This is a genomic window from Nocardioides dongkuii (assembly GCF_014127485.1).
GTDB lineage: Bacteria > Actinomycetota > Actinomycetes > Propionibacteriales > Nocardioidaceae > Nocardioides > Nocardioides dongkuii.
On the sequence record NZ_CP059903.1, the window covers coordinates 3,041,996 to 3,059,190 of the forward strand.

The 17,195-nt window shown below is 73.7% G+C and carries 16 protein-coding genes; 6 read left to right on the top strand and 10 right to left on the bottom strand.

The features are described 5' to 3' along the window. Positions 1-23 precede the first annotated feature (23 nt). Both H4O22_RS14685 and H4O22_RS14690 read right to left on the bottom strand, forming a co-directional pair. A complete protein-coding gene (locus H4O22_RS14685; RefSeq protein WP_182524115.1) occupies positions 24-2,132 on the bottom strand; it encodes an NAD(P)/FAD-dependent oxidoreductase in 2,109 nt (702 codons plus the stop codon). An 84-nt stretch (positions 2,133-2,216) separates the two neighbouring features. Beyond that, positions 2,217-3,179, bottom strand: coding sequence for a patatin-like phospholipase family protein (locus H4O22_RS14690; protein ID WP_220451173.1), 963 nt, complete (start codon positions 3,177-3,179; stop codon positions 2,217-2,219). 60 nt (positions 3,180-3,239) lie between these two features. Here H4O22_RS14690 and dapD point away from each other — a divergent pair, with 60 nt between their 5' ends. The 3 genes from dapD (at position 3,240) to H4O22_RS14705 (ending at position 6,486) form a co-directional block, all read left to right on the top strand. Next, the gene (gene dapD / locus H4O22_RS14695) at positions 3,240-4,187 is read left to right on the top strand and encodes a 2,3,4,5-tetrahydropyridine-2,6-dicarboxylate N-succinyltransferase (protein ID WP_182524116.1); all 948 of its coding nucleotides are present in this window, start codon (positions 3,240-3,242) and stop codon (positions 4,185-4,187) included. 57 nt (positions 4,188-4,244) lie between these two features. Next, positions 4,245-5,204 (top strand): VldE C-terminal domain-containing protein, encoded by a 960-nt coding sequence (locus tag H4O22_RS14700; RefSeq protein WP_182524117.1) that lies wholly within the window; start codon positions 4,245-4,247, stop codon positions 5,202-5,204. Positions 5,205-5,283: 79 nt separating this feature from the next. Next, positions 5,284-6,486 (top strand): AI-2E family transporter, encoded by a 1,203-nt coding sequence (locus H4O22_RS14705; protein ID WP_182524118.1) that lies wholly within the window; start codon positions 5,284-5,286, stop codon positions 6,484-6,486. Positions 6,487-6,496: 10 nt separating this feature from the next. On the opposite strand, the gene H4O22_RS14710 is transcribed toward H4O22_RS14705, so the two are convergent. From H4O22_RS14710 to fdxA, 3 genes are all read right to left on the bottom strand, one after another. Next, the gene (locus H4O22_RS14710) at positions 6,497-7,456 is read right to left on the bottom strand and encodes a TolB family protein (protein ID WP_182524119.1); all 960 of its coding nucleotides are present in this window, start codon (positions 7,454-7,456) and stop codon (positions 6,497-6,499) included. A 91-nt stretch (positions 7,457-7,547) separates the two neighbouring features. Then, positions 7,548-8,657 (bottom strand): succinyldiaminopimelate transaminase, encoded by a 1,110-nt coding sequence (gene dapC / locus H4O22_RS14715; protein ID WP_182527159.1) that lies wholly within the window; start codon positions 8,655-8,657, stop codon positions 7,548-7,550. Next, positions 8,654-8,980: a ferredoxin gene (gene fdxA / locus H4O22_RS14720; RefSeq protein ID WP_182524120.1), complete on the bottom strand. Its 327-nt coding sequence runs from the start codon at positions 8,978-8,980 to the stop codon at positions 8,654-8,656. The genes dapC and fdxA overlap by 4 nt, the downstream gene beginning before the upstream one ends. A gap of 72 nt (positions 8,981-9,052) precedes the next feature. Between fdxA and H4O22_RS14725 the strand changes: the two genes are divergently transcribed. Next, on the top strand, positions 9,053-10,027 hold the full coding sequence (locus H4O22_RS14725; protein ID WP_182524121.1) for a GNAT family N-acetyltransferase: 975 nt from the start codon (positions 9,053-9,055) through the stop codon (positions 10,025-10,027). A 13-nt stretch (positions 10,028-10,040) separates the two neighbouring features. Here H4O22_RS14725 and H4O22_RS14730 read toward each other — a convergent pair whose 3' ends face one another. The 4 genes from H4O22_RS14730 to H4O22_RS14745 are packed head-to-tail and all read right to left on the bottom strand — an operon-like array spanning position 10,041 to position 13,723. Continuing rightward, complete coding sequence (locus tag H4O22_RS14730) at positions 10,041-11,750, bottom strand: VanW family protein (protein ID WP_182524122.1); 1,710 nt, start codon at positions 11,748-11,750, stop codon at positions 10,041-10,043. Positions 11,751-11,759: 9 nt separating this feature from the next. Then, positions 11,760-12,104, bottom strand: a complete 345-nt coding sequence (locus H4O22_RS14735; protein WP_182524123.1) for a hypothetical protein — start codon at positions 12,102-12,104, stop codon at positions 11,760-11,762. Beyond that, a complete protein-coding gene (mshB, locus tag H4O22_RS14740) occupies positions 12,104-13,012 on the bottom strand; it encodes an N-acetyl-1-D-myo-inositol-2-amino-2-deoxy-alpha-D-glucopyranoside deacetylase (RefSeq protein WP_182524124.1) in 909 nt (302 codons plus the stop codon). The genes H4O22_RS14735 and mshB overlap by 1 nt, the downstream gene beginning before the upstream one ends. Positions 13,013-13,021: 9 nt before the next feature. Continuing rightward, entirely contained in the window at positions 13,022-13,723 is a 702-nt protein-coding gene (locus tag H4O22_RS14745; RefSeq protein WP_182524125.1) for a (deoxy)nucleoside triphosphate pyrophosphohydrolase, read from the bottom strand. A 35-nt stretch (positions 13,724-13,758) separates the two neighbouring features. Between H4O22_RS14745 and H4O22_RS14750 the strand changes: the two genes are divergently transcribed. Then, positions 13,759-14,775 (top strand): hypothetical protein, encoded by a 1,017-nt coding sequence (locus H4O22_RS14750; RefSeq protein ID WP_182524126.1) that lies wholly within the window; start codon positions 13,759-13,761, stop codon positions 14,773-14,775. A gap of 15 nt (positions 14,776-14,790) precedes the next feature. On the opposite strand, the gene H4O22_RS20420 is transcribed toward H4O22_RS14750, so the two are convergent. Further along, positions 14,791-15,534, bottom strand: coding sequence for an HIT family protein (locus H4O22_RS20420; protein ID WP_220451174.1), 744 nt, complete (start codon positions 15,532-15,534; stop codon positions 14,791-14,793). A 204-nt stretch (positions 15,535-15,738) separates the two neighbouring features. Here H4O22_RS20420 and H4O22_RS14760 point away from each other — a divergent pair, with 204 nt between their 5' ends. After that, positions 15,739-17,058 (top strand): HNH endonuclease, encoded by a 1,320-nt coding sequence (locus H4O22_RS14760; RefSeq protein ID WP_182524127.1) that lies wholly within the window; start codon positions 15,739-15,741, stop codon positions 17,056-17,058. The last annotated feature ends 137 nt before the right edge of the window (positions 17,059-17,195 follow it).

Below are 17,195 nucleotides of genomic sequence, written 5' to 3' on the forward strand. Positions count from 1 at the left end.
GACCACCGGCGGGCCGGACGGCCTCACAGCGCGGTGGCGACCTCCCACGAGGAGTGGATGGCGCCGTGGATGTAGTTGACCTCGCCCGCGTCACCCACGACGTCGACGCTGAGACCGGCGGCGCGCAGCTCGTCGGCCAGCGGCGCGGCGGCGGAGGTGCCGTCGGCGTAGATCACCATGTCCGCCGGGGCGGAGTGGCTCTCGGTGCCCTCGGTCCACTCGACGCCGGACTCGGTGATCCGGGTGACCGAGACGTTGCGGTGGATCCGCACGCCGTGCTCGGTGGCGCGGCGCACCGCGGTCCAGCGCCGCGGCATCGCCAGCGGCAGGCCGAGCTGCTGCTGCTCGTGCAGGAGGGTCACCCGGCGGCCGCGCTCGGCGAGGAACTCGGCGAGCTCGAGGCCCACCAGGGAGCCGCCGATCACCACGACCTCCTTGCCCATCGGCAGGAAGCCCTTGGTCAGCCGGCGCACGAACCCGGGGCGCTTGGTGAGCCCGGAGAGGCGGCCCACCCTGCCCAGGGTGCGCAGCACCGGTCCGGCCTCCTCGGCGGTGGCGGTGCCGAGCATCAGCGCGCGCAGGGTGTCGCCGGTCTGCACGATCGGCAGCTCGCCGCCGGGGATGTCGGGCTTGGGGCGGACCGCGCCGGTGGCCACCACGACGTGGTCGGGGCGGAGCGCGCGGATCGTCTCCACGTCGGCGAGCGTGTTCAGCCGTACGGCGACGCCGAGCCGCTGGATCTCCGAGGTCAGCCAGCGCAGCAGCCGCTCGTTGTCCGGGGTGGTCATCGTGGAGAACCACATGGTGCCCCCGAGGCGGTCGGCCTTGTCGACCACGGTGACGCGGTGGCCCCGCTCGGTGAGCACACGGGCGCTCTCCAGGCCGGCGGGCCCTGCGCCGACGACGACCACGTGCTTGGTCTGCGACGCCGGCTTCAGCGGGAGCAGCGCCTCGTTGCCGAGCGCGGGGTTGACCGCGCAGAACGGGGTGTCGTCGAAGAAGTTCTCCGCGACGCACAGGTAGCAGTTGATGCAGGGGCGGACCTCGTCGCGGCGCCCGTCGCGGAGCTTGTTCGGCAGCTCGGGGTCGGTCAGCAGCTGGCGCCCCATCGCGGCGTAGTCGATCCGGCCCTTGGCCAGGGCCTTCTCCGCGACCTCCGGCAGCATCCGGCCGACGGCGATGACCGGGATCCCGACCCTCTTCTTGATCGCGGCGGCGTTGTCCAGGTAGGCGCCGACCTTGTCGGGCAGCGGGCCGTCGGTGAAGTTGTCGAAGGGGTTGCGGCCCCACCCGGTCACGTGGATCGCGTCGGCGCCGGCGGCCTCGAAGAGCTGGGCGGCCTCGATCGACTCCGGGAGCGAGAGGCCGCCGTCCTGGCCGTACTCCTCGCCGGCGACCCGGACCAGCACCGCGAGCCGGTCGCCCACCCGCTCCTTGACCGCGCTGATGACCTCGCAGGCGAGGCGGGCCCGGTTGACCAGCGATCCGCCGTACTCGTCGGTGCGCTGGTTGTCGCGCTGGTTGAGGAAGACGCCGAGGATGTAGCCGTGCGCGGCGTGGATCTCGATCGCGTCGGCGCCGGCCTCGGCGACCCGCTCGGCGGCGTCGGCCCAGGTGGTGACCAGCCAGGCGATGTCCTCGTGGGTCATGTCCTGGTAGACGGTCGGCTTGCCGGCCGTGGCCGCACCCATCCGAGCCAGCTCGCCGGGGGTGCTGTCGGCCAGAGCGGACATGTCATAGCTGTAGTCCGGCTGGTTCGGGGCCAGCACCGGACGGCCGTTGGCGACGTCGACCCGGGCGACCTTGCCGTGGTGGGTCGACTGGATGCACAGCTTGCTGCCGGCGGCGTGGATGGCGTCGGCGAGCGCCCTGAGGCCTGGGATGTACTTGTCGTCCGAGAGACCGGGCTCCTTCATGGAGGCCGCGCCGACGGGGAAGGCGATCGCGCACGCGCCGGTGATCACCAGGCCGGCGCCGCCGGCGGCGCGGGCCACGTAGTGGTCGATCTCGGCCTGCTCGATCTCACCGTGCTCGGACACGTTCATGTCCATCGCCGGGAGGACGATGCGGTTGGTGAGAGCCATGGGACCGATGCGTCCCGAGGACAGCAGGTGGGGGAACTGGACGGTCATGTCCTTACGGTAGGCACGCCACCACCCGGGACCGGAGTCGACGGCGGCGTGAGAACGCCGACATTCTCCGGTGCCTGGTCCGGGTCACACCGGGCGACGGAGCCCGACCCCGGCCCGGTCCAGGGCGTCGCTGGTGAGCCGGTGCCCGAGCGCGATCATCTCGGCCGCGCGGTGGAAGTCCATCGACCCGCAGGCGTCGACCGGCACGGTGACGAGGACGTCCGCGGGCAGGGCGGCCATCCGGTAGCGGCCCACCAGGTCCTGCATCGCCTCGAAGGACTGCGCCGTCAGGTCCACGAGCCCGAGGTCGGTGGGCAGCCGCTCGGTCCCCCAGCCGGTCCCCGCCTCCACGTCGGCCAGCCGCTCGGCCTCGCCGTCCGCGACGTCCCGCTCCTCGCGGCCGGTCAGCGTCGCGACGGTGCGGTGCCACCGCTCGCGCCACTCCTCCAGGCGCTGGGGGGCCGCGGACTCCCGCCGCGGGGTGGTGTGCTCGCGCCCCTGGCGGGGGCCGGTGAGGGAGACCGCGACGGTCAGGTCGCAGGGGACAGCGGCCATCGGCTCGAGCGGCACCGGGTTGATCAGGCCACCGTCGACGAGGAGCCGGCCGTTGAGCATGACCGGCGTGAAGAAGCCTGGGATCGCGATGGAGGCACGCACCGCGGCCCGGAGGGGCCCGCGCTGGAACCACACCTCCCGGCGGGCCGCGAGGTCCGTGGCGACCGCCGTGAACGGCACGCCGAGGTCCTCGATGGCCTCGTCGGTGATGATGTCGGCGAGGGCGTCGATCAGCCGGTTCGCGGTGATCATCCCGTGGGAGGTGATCGAGGGGTCGAGCAGCCCGAGGACGTCGCGCCGGGTGAGCGCGGTCGCCCACCGCGCGAAGTCCTCGACGCGCCCGGCCGCCATCAGGCCCCCGACGAGGGCTCCCATCGAGGTGCCGGCGACCGCGACGATCGTGCACTCGCGCTCCTCGATCGCGCGGACCGCGCCGATGTGGGCGTAGCCGCGTGGGCCACCGGAGCCGAGGGCCAGCGCTACACGAGTCACCACTCCGACGCTAGAGCACGGCTCAACCCGCGGGTGGCCGCGCAGGTAGCATCCGACAGCGTGAACGACGCTCCCCGAACCGCCCACGGCTACGGCCTCACCACCCTCGACTCCACCGGCACGATCCTGGACGTCTGGTTCCCGGCGCCGTCACTCGGCGAGCACGACGGCGCGGAGGCCCCGGAGGAGCTGACCGCGCTGGCGACGCCCGACGCGGTGCGCGGCGTGACCCGCGAGGTCCGGCTCGTCGAGGTCGCCGACCTGCAGGCCGGGCCGACGAGCACCGAGGACGCCTGGCTGCGCCTGCACCTGCTCAGCACGCGGCTGGCCGTGCCGCACGAGATCTCCGTCGACGGCATCTTCGGGCTGCTCACCAACGTCGTGTGGACCTCGGCGGGCCCCTGCGCGGTGGCCGGCTTCGAGCTCACCCGCGCCCGGCTGCGGGCGTCCGGCCAGCACGTCACCGTGCACGGTGTCGACAAGTTCCCCCGGATGGTCGACTACGTCGTGCCGTCGGGCGTCCGGATCGCCGACGCCGACCGGGTCCGCCTCGGCGCGCACCTCGCCGAGGGCACGACCGTCATGCACGAGGGCTTCGTGAACTTCAACGCCGGCACGCTCGGCACCTCCATGGTCGAGGGCCGGATCTCCGCGGGCGTGCTCGTCGGCGACGGGTCGGACGTCGGCGGCGGCGCCTCGATCATGGGCACCCTCTCCGGTGGCGGCACCCAGGTCATCTCGATCGGCCGCCGCTGCCTGCTCGGCGCCAACTCCGGTCTCGGCATCTCCCTCGGCGACGACTGCGTGGTCGAGGCCGGGTGCTACGTCACCGCCGGCACCAAGGTCACGATCACCGACCTCGAGGGCAAGCCGCGCGTGGTCAAGGCCCAGGACCTCTCCGGCGCGAGCAACGTGCTGTTCCGCCGCAACTCGGTCACCGGCGCGATGGAGGCCGTCCCGTGGCGCTCGGAGGGCGTCGCCCTGAACGCCGCCCTGCACGCCAACTAGCGAGGCCCTCTCGATGCCCTGCGTCCCCGTGTTTCGCCGCGCCCGGAGACTGGTCCCGTGAGGATCAGGAGCGGGCTGGCGCTGGCGGGCGTCGCGGTGGTGGGCACCGCGGCGGTCCTGTACGGCGTCGACGCGGTGCGCGACTCCCGCCTGCTCGGGGGCGAGCAGTGCAGCGCGACCGTCGACGGCGCCACGGTGGCGCTCGACCTGGAGCAGGCCGAGAACGCCGCGCTCATCACCGCGATCGCGGTCCGCCGCGGCCTGCCGGCGCGCGCCGCGACGATCGCGCTCGCCACGGCGTACCAGGAGTCCAAGATCGCCAACCTCGAGTACGGCGACGCCGACTCGCTCGGGCTGTTCCAGCAGCGGCCGTCCCAGGGCTGGGGCACCGAGGAGGAGGTGCTGGACCCGGTCTTCGCGATCAACGCGTTCTACGACGAGCTCGTCGAGGTCGAGGACTACCGCTCGCTGGAGGTCACCGAGGCGGCGCAGACCGTGCAGCGCTCGGCGTACCCCGACGCGTACGCCGACCACGAGGCGGACGCCCGGGTGCTGGCCTCCGCGCTCACCGGCAACTCGCCGGGCGCGTTCTCCTGCGACATCGACGACGACGCCGAGGAGGCGCCCGACCGGCTCCTGGCCAGCGGCCTGGTCCGCCGCGCCGACGTCGTACGCCGTGACGTGGAGGCCGCGTTCGGCGACCTGTCCCTCGGCGGCTTCGAGCCGGGCGGCGTCCGGACCGGGCACATGGAGGGCTCGACCCACTACGAGGGCCGGGCGGTCGACATCTTCGTGCGGCCGGTCACCGAGTCGAACAACGTGCGCGGCTGGGCGATCGCGCAGTACCTGGTCGCGCACGCCGACCGGCTCGGCGTGCAGACCGTCATCTTCGACGCCAAGATTTGGCAGGCCCGGCGCTCCGGGGACGGCTGGCGCGACTACGACCCCCCGTCCCGCTCGGGCGACCGGGCGATCCTGGAGCACCGCGACCACGTGCACGTCGACGTCTTCGACTGACACGGCCGCCTGACGCCCGGCGGGGTGGACCTGCTCCTCTCCGTGTCCGACAGAGGCCCTCTCCGGGTACTCGGTGCTCATGACGTCCCACGCTGCCCCGTCCGAGCCCACCCCGGGCTCCGCCCCCGGCTCCCCCGTGGACGCCGCGGCCCCGGGGACACCTGGGACACCCGGACGCGAGGAGCGGGTCGGGGCCGGCCTGCGCTGGCTGGCCGGCTGGTCCTGGCGCTGGGTGGGCGTGGCGGTCGCGGCGGCGATCCTCGGGTGGCTGGTCGGCGTCCTCTGGGTCGCCCTGCTCCCGGCCTTCCTGGCGCTGATCCTGGCGTCGGTGCTGCAGCCGGTCAGCAACCTCGTGGCGCGGCGTACGCCGATCCCCCGCGGCCTGGCCGCCGGCCTGGTGATGCTCGGCGCGTTCGCCGTGATCGGCGGCGGCGTGATCGCGATCGCGCCCTCGGTCTCCGGGCAGAGCGACCAGATCGCCTCCGACGCGACCGAGGGCCTCGACCAGCTGCGCGACTGGGCGGTCGAGCGGAACCTGGTCTCCCAGGACCAGATGGACACCGCGGCCAGCGACGTCCGTGACCGGATCGGCGACAGCGCCGGCTCGATCGCCAGCGGGGTCCTCGTCGGCGTGAACGCGATCTCCTCGTGGCTGGTCACCATGGCGCTGACGCTGGTGCTGACCTTCCTCTTCCTCAAGGACGGCCACCGGTTCCGGCCCTGGGCGGCGGGGGTGACCGGGCCACGGGCGGGCCGCCACCTCGACCAGGTGCTGGACCAGGTGTGGACGACGCTCGGCGGCTTCGTGCGGACCCAGGCCATCGTCAGCCTCGTCGACGCCATCCTCATCGGCGTCGCGCTGGCCGTGGTGGGCGTCCCGCTGGCGGTGCCGCTCGCGGTGCTGACCTTCATCGGCGGCTTCGTCCCGATCATCGGGGCGTTCGTCGTCGGCGCGCTCGCCGTCCTCGTCGCGCTGGTCTCCGTGGGCGTCGAGGGCGCGGCCATCGTGCTGATCGCGATCATCCTCGTCCAGCAGCTCGAGGGGAACGTCCTCCAGCCGTGGCTCCAGTCGCGCGCGATGCAGCTCCACCCCGGCGTGGTGATCCTGGCGGTCACCGTCGGCTCGACGCTGTTCGGGATCGCCGGCGCGTTCCTCTCGGTCCCCGTCGCGGCGATGGTCGCGGTCGCGCTGCGCTACCTCTCCGCGCTGGCCGACCCGCCGGCGCCGATCACCCCGCCTGCCGATCCGGCAGACCCCGAGGAGAAGCCGGCGCCGGCCTGACCGCGGCTGCTCAGCGCGGTCGCGCCTGCCAGTCCGGCTGGGAGCCCCGGGTGAGGACGGTGCGGGCTGAGCCGTCGGCCCGGGCACGCACGATCACCGAGGTGCCGGACGCGGTGGTGCTCAGCGCGAGGAAGGCGCCGGACGGGGACGGGGCGCCACCGGTGTCGCCGGCCACCGACTGGAAGCCGGGGTAGACGATGTAGGTGGGCGCGTCCGTGTCCTCGCCGTACTCGCCCCGGTCCCGCTCGGTGTAGCCGAACTGGTTGCCCGGCCCCCAGAAGAGGTTGGTGTAGTCGACGTACCCGCAGCAGTCCCCGCCGGACTCGAGGACCATCCGCGACTCCCCCGTGGCGACGTAGTAGTGGTCGACGCGGAAGTCGAGGCGGCAGTCGGAGTCGGTGCGCACCGCGATCCGGGTGCCGTCGGGCGACCAGGCGAGGTACTGGTTGACCCGCACCGGCTGCATCTCCGCGTCGTCGCCTCCGCAGAAGCCACCGGTCTGGTCTCCCGTGATGACCCGCGGCGCGCCGTACGGCGCCGTCGACCGGATCGTCATCAGCTGGGACCAGCCGTCGGCTCCCGGCTCGGCGTAGGCGAGCCGCCGGCCGTCCGGGGACCACGTGGCGCCCGCGCTGGTGACGGCGCCCGAGGTCGTCACGCGCCGCTCGTCGCTGCCGTTCGCCGCCATCACCCAGACGTCGCGGCGCCCGCCCGCCTCGCGGATGAAGGCGATCCGCCGACCGTCGGGGGACCACGTCGGGCGCGAGCTGCGGCCGGTCGAGGTCAGCTGCCTGACGTCCCTGCCCGACTGGTCCATGGAGTAGACCTGGGTGCCGCGGACGAAGGCGATCCGTCCGTCCGTGCCCGGGTACGTCGCGTGCGCGGTGGTCGAGGTCGCGGCGAGGCCGACCAGGCACGTGAGGAACACGACCACCGACATCAGGGCGGCGGGTGCGGAGCGTGGGTTCATGGCCGAGTCCTGTCCGAGAGAGGATGGGACGACTCACGCTAGGCAGCGCAGCACGGAGCGGCATCGCTCGCACTGGGTAACCAGGGGCCGGTCAGGACAGCCGGGCCACCGCGGCGTCGACCCGCTCGTCGGTGGCGGTGAAGGCCACCCGCACGTGCCGCGAGCCCGCGGCGCCGTAGAACGCGCCGGGGGCGACCAGGATGCCGCGGTCGGCCAGGGCCGCGACGGTCTCCCAGCAGTCCTCGTCGCGGGTCGCCCAGAGGTACAGCGAGGCCTCGGAGTGGTCGACGCGGAAGCCAGCGCCCTCCAGCGCCGTGCGCAGCCGGGCCCGCCGGGCGGCGTACCGCGCGTGCTGCTCCAGCGCGTGCTCGTCGTCGTCGAGCGCCGCCTTCATCGCCACCTGCTGCGGCCCGGGCATCTGCAGCCCGAGGTTCTTGCGCACGGCGAGCAGCTCGCCCACCAGCGCGGGGTCGCCCGCGACGAACGCGCAGCGGTAGCCCGCGAGGTTGGAGCGCTTCGACAGCGAGTGCACGGCGAGGATCCCCTCGTGCGAGCCGCCGCAGACGTCGGGGTGCAGCACCGAGACCGGCGAGGCCTCCCAGGCGCACTCGAGGTAGCACTCGTCGGAGACCAGGACGGTGCCGCGCTCGCGGCACCAGTCGACCACCTTGCGCAGGTGCTCGGGCGGCAGCACCCGACCGGTCGGGTTGGACGGGGAGTTCAGCCACAGCAGCGCCGGGACCTCGGGGCCGAAGGAGGTCAGCGAGTCGGTCGCGACGGACCGGGCCCCCGCGAGCGCCGCGCCCACCTCGTACGTCGGGTAGGCCAGCTCCGGGTAGCCGATCAGGTCACCGGCCCCCAGGCCGAGGTGCACCGCCAGCGAGCCGATCAGCTCCTTGGACCCGATCACCGGGAGCACCTGGTCCAGGCCGAGCCCGGTCACGCCGTGCCGTCGCTCCAGCCAGTCGATGCAGGCCTGGCGCAGGTCGACGCGGCCGATGGTGACCGGGTAGCCCGGGGAGTCCGCGGCGCCGCGGAGCGCCTGCTGGGCCACCTCGGGCGTCGGGTCGACGGGCGTGCCGACCGAGAGGTCGACAGCGCCGTCGGGGTGGGCGCGCGCCCGCTCGGCGTACGCCGTCAGGTGGTCCCACGGGAAGTCGGGGAGCCGTGCGGAGACGGCGCCCCGCCGGGTGCCGGTCAGTGGTCGTGCTCCTGCGGGGGCAGCGCCGCGACCAGCGGGTGGTCCTTGTCGATCTCACCCATCTTGGCCGCGCCGCCCGGGGAGCCGAGGTCGTCGAAGAAGTGCACGTTGGCGTCGTAGAACTCCTTGGCCTCCTCCGGCACGTCGTCCTCGTAGAAGATCGCCTCGACGGGGCACACCGGCTCGCAGGCGCCGCAGTCCACGCACTCGTCGGGGTGGATGTACAGCATCCGCTTGCCCTCGTAGATGCAGTCGACGGGGCACTCATCGACGCACGCGCGGTCCTTGAGGTCGACGCAAGGCTGAGAGATGACGTACGTCACCGGGGTCCTCCTGGGGCGCGCCTCGGGAGCGCAGATCGGGTGGGTGAGCTACCCACAGCCTAGTATCCCGCCGTGGCTTCCGGAGGTGTACCCCGTGACGACCACCATGTGGGCGGGGAGTCGGGCGAAGAGTCGGGCGGAGAGGCGGGCGTGGGCCGGCACCTGCTCGGCCCGCACGTCGTGGGCCGGCGCGTCGTCGTGCGGCGGCTGGTCCGCGGCGAGACCGGGCCCTCCGGCGGCCCGGCGATGACCGACCTGCTCGGCACCTGCACCGCGTGGGACGCCACCGGCTGCGTGGTGCAGCCCGAGTCCGGCGACCCCGTGCGGATCCCGCTGGCCGACATCGTCTCCGGCAAGCCGGTCCCGCCCAGACCCTCAGTGCGCCACCGCGTGCCGCCGGTGGAGGCGCAGACCCGCGCGCTGGCGCTCTGGCCCGACCTCGAGACCCAGCCGCTCGGGGCCTGGCTGCTGCGCCACTCCCCCTCGTCCCCGGCGCGCCGGGCGAACTCGGTGCTGGCCTTCGGCCCCTCCGGCGTGCCCGACGACCTCGACCGGGTCGTGGACTTCTACGCCGCGCGCACCGGCCGCCCGATCGCCGCCGTCCTGTCCGGCTCGGCCGAGGAGGAGCTGTTCCGCGGCCGCGGCTGGGGGCCGGAGTCCGGCGACGCCGACACCGTCTTCCAGGTCGCCGGGGTCGCCCGCACCCGGCGGCTGCTCGGCGCCCGCGGGATCGGGGCGGACGCCGCCCCGGAGGTCGTCGTCGAGGAGGACGGCGACCTGGCCACCGCGCGCATCGGCGACCGGGCGTCCGCGGTCGCGGCGTACGACCGCGACTGGGTGGGGTTCCGCGGGCTGCACGTGGCCCCCGAGCACCGGCGGCAGGGCCTCGGGCTGCGGGTGATGGCGGCGCTGCTCGAGTGGGGCGCCGAGCGCGGGGCCACCACGGCGTACCTCCAGGTGCTGAGCGAGAACGCCCCGGCCCTGGCGCTGTACGACGGGCTCGGCTTCACCGAGCACCACCGGTACTGCTACCTGGCCGCGCCCTAGTCGCGCCCAGCCGCTACTTGCAGATCACCTGGTCGCTCGGGGTGTAGGTGGTGTGGAACTTCTCCCGGCGGACGACCTCGTCGTCCCCGGGCTTGCGGAAGATCCGCCACACGTCGACGTCGAAGCCGCCGTACCCGGAGTTGGGGTAGCAGTCCGGCGTGCTGAGCGTGCGGGTGCCGGGCGAGGTGAAGTTGTAGCGGTCCGAGGTGGTGGTGTCGATGTCCCAGTGCTTGGTGGACCACATCGTGACCCGGGCGGTGCCCTGCGAGCGGCCGGCGCTGGGGATCACCTCGGCCTCGATCAGCACGCCGTACGGCGTGTCGTTGCGGAAGCGGAGGTCGACCGCGCCCCAGGCGACCGTCGCCTCGCGCCCGACCGGGTAGCGGTCGATGTAGAACGAGTGCGGCTTGTGCTCGACGTCCTCGAGGCCCGCGAAGAATGCGGCGTTGAACAGCGTGGTGGCCATCTGGGAGACGCCGCCGCCGAGGTCCTCCTTGAAGATGCCGTCGCTGATGATGGTGCCGGCGGTGAAGCCGTTCTCGATGGTCCGCTCCCCCACGGTGTCGTTGAGGGAGAAGGTCTCGCCGGGCTTCAGCACGGTGCCGTTGACGATCTCGGCGGCGCGGCCGATGTTGGTGTCGCGGTACGACGCGGGCGGGTAGTAGGTCGTGAAGCTGGAGACCTGCTCGCGGATCTTCAGCGCGCGGGCGTCCTCGGTGGTGAACTCCGGCTCCGCGACCCTCGCCTGCACCTCCAGCTCGCGCTCGCCCGAGGGGCGGGTGACCAGGCTCAGGAAGGCGTCGGCGACGTCGGCGGGGTCGTAGGCGACGCCGGGCTTGCCCGGCACCACCTTCGGCTTGCCGTTCACCAGGGCGACCGACGCGTCGACGGGCGCGCCCTTGTCGGCGACCACGTCGTCGACCAGCCGGGCGAGCTCCTCCTCGTCGAGGTCGGGCACCAGCTCGCCGCCCTCCGCGCGGACGCCGAGGGCCGGGCCGAAGTCGCCGGGCGCCAGGGTGACCGGGGAGCCGTCGAAGACCAGCGTCACGGGGCCGGAGAGCGCGGGGTTGGCGAACTCGTCGAGCGCCGCCTGCACGTCCTTCTCGTCGATCTCCGGCGCGGTCCGGCGCAGGGTGAGCTCGACGGTCGGCTCGTCGGTGAGGTACGCCGCCTCGAGCGCGCGGACGGCCTCCTCGCGGTCGATCTGCTCGCCGGCGCGCGGCTCGACGGTGCGCACCGACGACCCCTCGAAGACCAGGTCGCCGTCGCGCGGCGGCGTACCGGCCTGCTCGCCGAGGCGGTCCACGAGCTTGTCCACCGCGGCCTCGTCGACCTCGACGACGGCGTCGAGGTCCTGGCCGCCGGTGAAGTAGTCCCAGAGCCGGCGCGGGTTCCAGCTGCGCTCGCCCCCGGCCGCGTCCACCGAGGCGGCGAGGTCGACCGACAGCCCGGCCTCGCGGGGTCGGACCTGCTCGGTCACGTCCCCGGCCGTGACGGTGATCGTGCGGTTGCGCCGCTTCGCGAGCCCGTCCTCGAGCGCGGCCAGCGCGTCGGCGCGGGAGCGGCCGCCGATGTCGACGCTGGCGACCTCGGTGCCGCGGGGCACCTTGTCACCGGCCACGGCGTACGCCGCCGCCCAGCCGCCGGCGACGAGCAGGGCCAGTCCAAGGACGACGAGGAGGACGACGCGGCCACCTGCTCGGTCGCGTTTGTCAGTCGTCACGCGCTCATTCTAGGGACCGGGTGACACCGGCCTGGGGGTCCCCCGCCTCGGCAGGGTCAGGACCGCCGCCACCAGCAGGGCGAGGCCGGCGGCCACCAGCGCGTATCCCGCGGGGCCCGCGGTGACCAGGTAGTCCCCCTCCGGGCGGCGCGAGGCCAGCAGGGCGAGCGCCGCGACCCAGCCCAGCACGAAGGCGACCCGGGTCGTCCAGCCGGGCGGCAGGGCGACGGTGGTGGCCACCGTGGCGACCAGCCCCAGCAGCAGGCCCCACCAGCGCTGGTGCAGCGCCACGGCCGAGAGGGAGGTGAGGGCGCCGACGGCGAGCGCCGCGAGGGCGACGAGCGCCCGCGCCACTAGAGGCCGGCGAAGAGGTCGGTCTCGAGACCGTTCTCGTCCAGCTCTCCCCGCTCCCCCTTCGCGATCCGGTAGTACTCGACGCCCCAGGCGGTGGCGCCCACGTTGTTGCTCAGCGCGAAGAACGGGCCGTCGGTGGTGATCTGGGTGGCGTGCGCGGCCAGCGCGGCCATCTTGGCGTCGACGAAGTCGGTGGCGTCGATGCCGGCGGCGAGCTGGTCGTCGGGGGTGACGAAGTGCGGCAGCGGGCCGTCGGGGTCCATGCCCTCGAAGCTCGTGGAGTCGCCGGAGTCGCGCAGCACCCGCAGGCCCTCGCGCATCCGGGACTCCGACATCGCGCCCCAGTAGACCTTCGGGACGTCCCAGTGCTCGCCGAGGTCGAGCCGGTACGACGGCACGGCGGCCAGCGCCACGGCGTACGTCGCGACCCGGTGGGCCTGGATGTGGTCGGGGTGGCCGTAGCCGCCGAACTGGTCGTAGGTGACCAGCACCTGCGGGCGCACCTCGCGGATCACCGCGACCAGGTGGTCGGCCGCCTCGGTGAGGTCGGCGTGCCAGAAGGCGTTGGCGTGGACCTCGTCGGCGGCGACCGCGTGGCCGTCCTCGTGCCACTTCATGCCGGAGTCGCGGTAGGTGCCGAACCCGCCGAGGAAGCGGTGGTCGGTCACCCCCAGCGCCTTCATCGCGGCCGCGAGCTCGCCGCGGCGGTGCTCGCCGAGCCCGCCGTCGCGGTCGTCGGCGAGGTGCTCGAGCTCGGGCACCAGGATCTCGCCCATCTCGCCGGCGGTGCAGGTGACCAGCGTGACCCCGCGGCCCTCCGCGACGTACTTCGCCATCGTGGCGCCCTGGCCGATGGACTCGTCGTCGGGGTGGGCGTGGACGAGCAGGAGGCGCTGGTCGGCGGTCATGGCTCGATCCTAGTGATCGGGGTGGCCCCGATGAGCCCGGCGCGGCTGCGTCGGGAGCGGCGCCGGGGGCGGTGCCGCGGCCGGGGGGCTCGGGACGTGCGGCTCCTGGTCGAGCCAGCCGTCGAGCTCGTCGACGAGGAGCTCGAGCACCATCTCCGGGGCGTCGGAGAGCACCGCCCACGGGTGGTCCTCGTCGTCGTCCTCCCCCGCGAGCCGCTCGCGCTCGACCTCCGCGACCCAGCCGTCCGCGCCCAGCCGCGCGGCGGCGGCGTGGGCGTCGTCCTCGTCGAAGAAGATCGCGCGCGGGCCCCGGGCCCGGGCGAGCGCCTCGCGCAGCAGCACCGCGACCTCGGGCAGGAACGGCCGGTCGGGGTCGGCCCAGTCGACGTCGCCGAGCTCGTCGGGGCCCAGCCAGCGCACCTCGTCGTGCTCGGTCGGCGCGAGCGGCGCCTCGTCGACGAGGCGGGCGGCCGCGACCGAGAGCACCCAGCCACCCTCGATCGGGACCCGCGGGCCGAGCCACGCGCCGACCCGCACGGTGACGCCGAGCTCCTCCTCGAGCTCGCGCACCAACGCGTCCTCCGGCGACTCCCCCGGCTCGACCTTGCCCCCGGGGAGCTCCCAGCGTCCGGCGAGAGCCGGGGGCGCCGTACGCCGGGCCGCCAGGACCTTGCCGCCGCGCAGGATCGCCGCGCCCACCACCGGCTTCATGATTGCTTCACGAGCGCTGAGGTTACGGGGCGGCCATGTCCGCGACGACCGGTGTGCACCTGACCAGGACCGACGAGAACGTCGCGGAGATCGACGCGCTCGCCTCTTCCCTCAGCGGACGGGTCGGGCTCGCGGGCGTGCTGGCCGACCTCGACCGGCGGGCGCGGCGTACCTGGGCGCCCGGCCGCGCCGTACGACGGGCGCTGACGTGGGAGGACCGCGACCGGCGCGACCACGAGTGGTGGCCGCAGGGGATCACGTCGTCCGCCGAGGCCGGCGAGCCCGACGCGTCCGGTCGGCTGCTGGTGGTGAGCTGGTACGCCAAGCACGCCGGCGGCTCGCGGATCACGGTGCTCGACCTCGACCGTCGGCGCTACCAGCACGTGCTGCTGGTCGAGCCGACCCTGGACGCCGACGGCACCCCCGGCGTACGACCGTTGAAGGTGCACGCCGGTGGCCTGGTCTGGCACGGGCCGTACCTCCACGTCGCGGCCACCGGTCGCGGCCTGGTCACCTGCCGCCTCGACGACATCATGCGGGTGCCCGACGGGGCGCCGTACGAGACCTTCGGGCACCGGTACGTGCTGCCCGTCCGCTTCGCCTACCGCGCCGGGACCGCCGAGGGCCACGAGAAGCTGCGCTACTCGTTCGTCTCGCTGGAGCGGTCGGAGCCCGCGCTCGTGGTGGGCGAGTACGGCGGCGGCTCGCAGACCCGCCGGCTCGCGCGCTACCCCGTCGACCCGGACTCCCTGCTGCTCGCCGCCGACGAGGACCGCGCGTCGTACCCCCCCCACCTCGACGAGGGCGGCGTGGCGCGGACCCAGGGCGCCGTCGTCGTCGACGGCCGCTACTACCTCACCCGCTCGCACGGGCCGTGGACGCCGGGGTCGGTGTACGTCGGCCGGCCCGGCGCGTTCCGCCGCCACCGCTGGGCCGCCCCGATGGGGCCCGAGGACCTCACCTGGTGGCCGTCGGACGACCTGCTCTGGTCGGTGAGCGAGCACCCCGGCCGGCGCTGGGTCTACGCGATGCCGCGGCGGCTCTTCGACTGAGCCCCCTCCTGGCGCTCAGGCGCCGCCGTTGTCACCGCCGAGCGACCCCGGCGCCTCCGGGTCCGTGACGCCCACGTGCCGGCCGGTGCGGATCTCCTCCGCCACCTCCGCGAACCACCGCTCGTCGCCCTCCAGGCCGCGCGAGGACATCTCGCCCCGCAGCCGGTCCTCGACGTCGATCGCGGAGTCCCGCGCGTACGACGTCGCCACCGCGTCCACCGCGTCCTGGGTCGCCGCGTCGATCTGTCGGCCGCTGTCGTCGGGCTCCGAGGTGCTCACGGACGCCCCGTACCCAGCCAGCTCGGCCACGATCCTGCTGCGGAGCTCGTCGTGGCGGGGCGCGAGCGCCGACTCGTCGCCGTAGAACTCCTGCGGGTCGTAGCGCCAGACGGGCTGCCCGCGACGGTCCTCCGGCTCCCACTCGTAGCGCGCGAACAGGTGCGCATGCAGGTAGGCGTCGGTGTTGCCGAGGATCTCGTAGTTCATCCGCCGGAACCCCGGGTCGAGCGCCCGGCAGGCCGTCTCGACCGCCTGGCCGAGCGTGTCCATGCTGTCGAGGAACTCCAGGCGCTGCCGCTTCGGCAGGTCCGTCAGCCGGTCCACCGCGGGGTCGTCGACCAGGAGGACGCAGTACCCGGGCAGGAACTGCGTGTCCCCGATGACGGCGTAGGACTGCGGCATCCGGGCCAGCACCGTCGGGTTGGTCCCGGCGCGAGCGGCACCGATGCGGTCGGCCTTCCAGGCATCAGGATCGGACATGCCGACGATCCAACACGAGCACCGGCACCCGAGCAGCGCCCGCGGCCGGTGGTCGAGCACCGGTGGTCGAGCAGCGAAGGCGCTCTGCGCCTGAGCGTTGTCGAGACCCGGTGACCTGACAGGCAACCGCGACCACCGAAAAAGTCCTCCACAGATCTCATTCCAGACCTGTTGTTCGAACCTCTGTTCGAATAGAATAAGGGCATGACCACCGCCCCCGCCCTCGACACCGCAGCCGACGTGCTGTCGCGGGTGCGCGAGCGTCGGCAGGTCGAGCACCAGGCCGCTGCTGACCTGCTCGCCGCGGCGGTGGCGTGGGCGGGGATCCACTCCGTCGACGAGCGCGACTCCTACCTGGCGGCGGTGGTGCCCGGCACCGAGGGCGAGCTCATGGTCGCCGGACCCGGTGCCCCGCTGGTGGCGGAGTTCTCGGTGTGTGAGTTCGCCGCCGCGATGGGCATCACGACTGACGCCGGCGCCTGCTACCTCGGCGAGGCCGTCGAGCTCGCCCACCGGCTCCGCCGGGTCTGGACCCGGGTCCAGTCCGGGGACCTCCCGGCGTGGAAGGCCCGCCGGATCGCGCAACAGACCATCTCGCTGCCCCTGGACGGTGCGGAGTACGTCGACCGGCACGTCGCGCCGGTGGCGCACAAGATCGGCATCGCGGCCCTGGACCGGCTGATCGAGGAGGCCCGGGTGCGGTTCGACCCCGACGAAGCCCGCGAACGCCGGTTGGCTGCTGCGGACGGTCGCCGGTTCGACATCGACACCCGCCAGCTCTCCTACGACGGCACCATCAGCGTCGAAGGCGTCCTCGACCTTGGTGATGCGATCGACCTCGACGCCGCGGTGACGCGCGGTGCCGCACAGTTGGCGGACCTCGGGTCAGACCTGTCGTTGGACGTGCGGCGCTCGATGGCCGCTGGTGACCTGGCCCGACGCCAGCTCGCACTCGAGCTGAACACCGAACAGCCCGAGGAGACCGGCAAGAAGCGGTCCAGGCGGACCATGCCTCGGCAGGTGGTGCTGCACGCCCACCTCGCCGCCGCCGCGATCACCGGCACCGGCGGCACCAGCGAGTCAGGCGACCTGTACCTGGCGCGGATCGAGAACACCCGCTCCTTCATCGACGTCGACCAGGTCAAGGCCTGGTGCGCCAACCCCGACACCCAAGTCATCGTCAAGCCCGTCATCGACCTCACCGACCACATCGCCACCGGTGCCTACGAGGTCCCCGACCGACTCCGCGAACGACAGGTGCTGCTCCACCACACCTGCGTGTTCCCGTGGTGCACCAGGCCGGGCAGGAAAGCCGACTGCGACCACGTCACCGCCGCATCCCAAGGCGGCACCACCTGCTCCTGCAACACCGCGCCGCTCTGTCGGCGACATCACCGGGTCAAGACCCACGGCCGCTGGACCTACACCGCCCTCGACGAGACCACGTTCCGATGGCGCAGCCCCCACGGGCTGATCTTCATCCGCGACCACACCGGCACCCAGGCCGATCCGACCGAAACCTGACCACCGAGCCCCGGACCCCGCCGTACGCACCACCACGGCGGGGGCCTCGGCACGTCCGGAGCACTCGCCGAGTCGGCGCTTATGTCCGCCCCGGGCCGCGAACACAATCGCCGACTCGCGGGTCTCGATACGCCCGG

Excerpts from the sequence above, each read along its gene's own strand:
- H4O22_RS14685 (WP_182524115.1), bottom strand. The coding sequence starts at position 2,132 with ATGACCGTCCAGTTCCCCCACCTGCTGTCCTCGGGACGCATCGGTCCC.
- H4O22_RS14705 (WP_182524118.1), top strand. The coding sequence starts at position 5,284 with ATGACGTCCCACGCTGCCCCGTCCGAGCCCACCCCGGGCTCCGCCCCC.
- H4O22_RS14710 (WP_182524119.1), bottom strand. The coding sequence starts at position 7,456 with ATGAACCCACGCTCCGCACCCGCCGCCCTGATGTCGGTGGTCGTGTTC.
- mshB (WP_182524124.1), bottom strand. The coding sequence starts at position 13,012 with ATGACCGCCGACCAGCGCCTCCTGCTCGTCCACGCCCACCCCGACGAC.
- H4O22_RS14745 (WP_182524125.1), bottom strand. The coding sequence starts at position 13,723 with ATGAAGCCGGTGGTGGGCGCGGCGATCCTGCGCGGCGGCAAGGTCCTG.
- H4O22_RS14750 (WP_182524126.1), top strand. The coding sequence starts at position 13,759 with ATGTCCGCGACGACCGGTGTGCACCTGACCAGGACCGACGAGAACGTC.
- H4O22_RS20420 (WP_220451174.1), bottom strand. The coding sequence starts at position 15,534 with ATGTCCGATCCTGATGCCTGGAAGGCCGACCGCATCGGTGCCGCTCGC.
- H4O22_RS14760 (WP_182524127.1), top strand. The coding sequence starts at position 15,739 with ATGACCACCGCCCCCGCCCTCGACACCGCAGCCGACGTGCTGTCGCGG.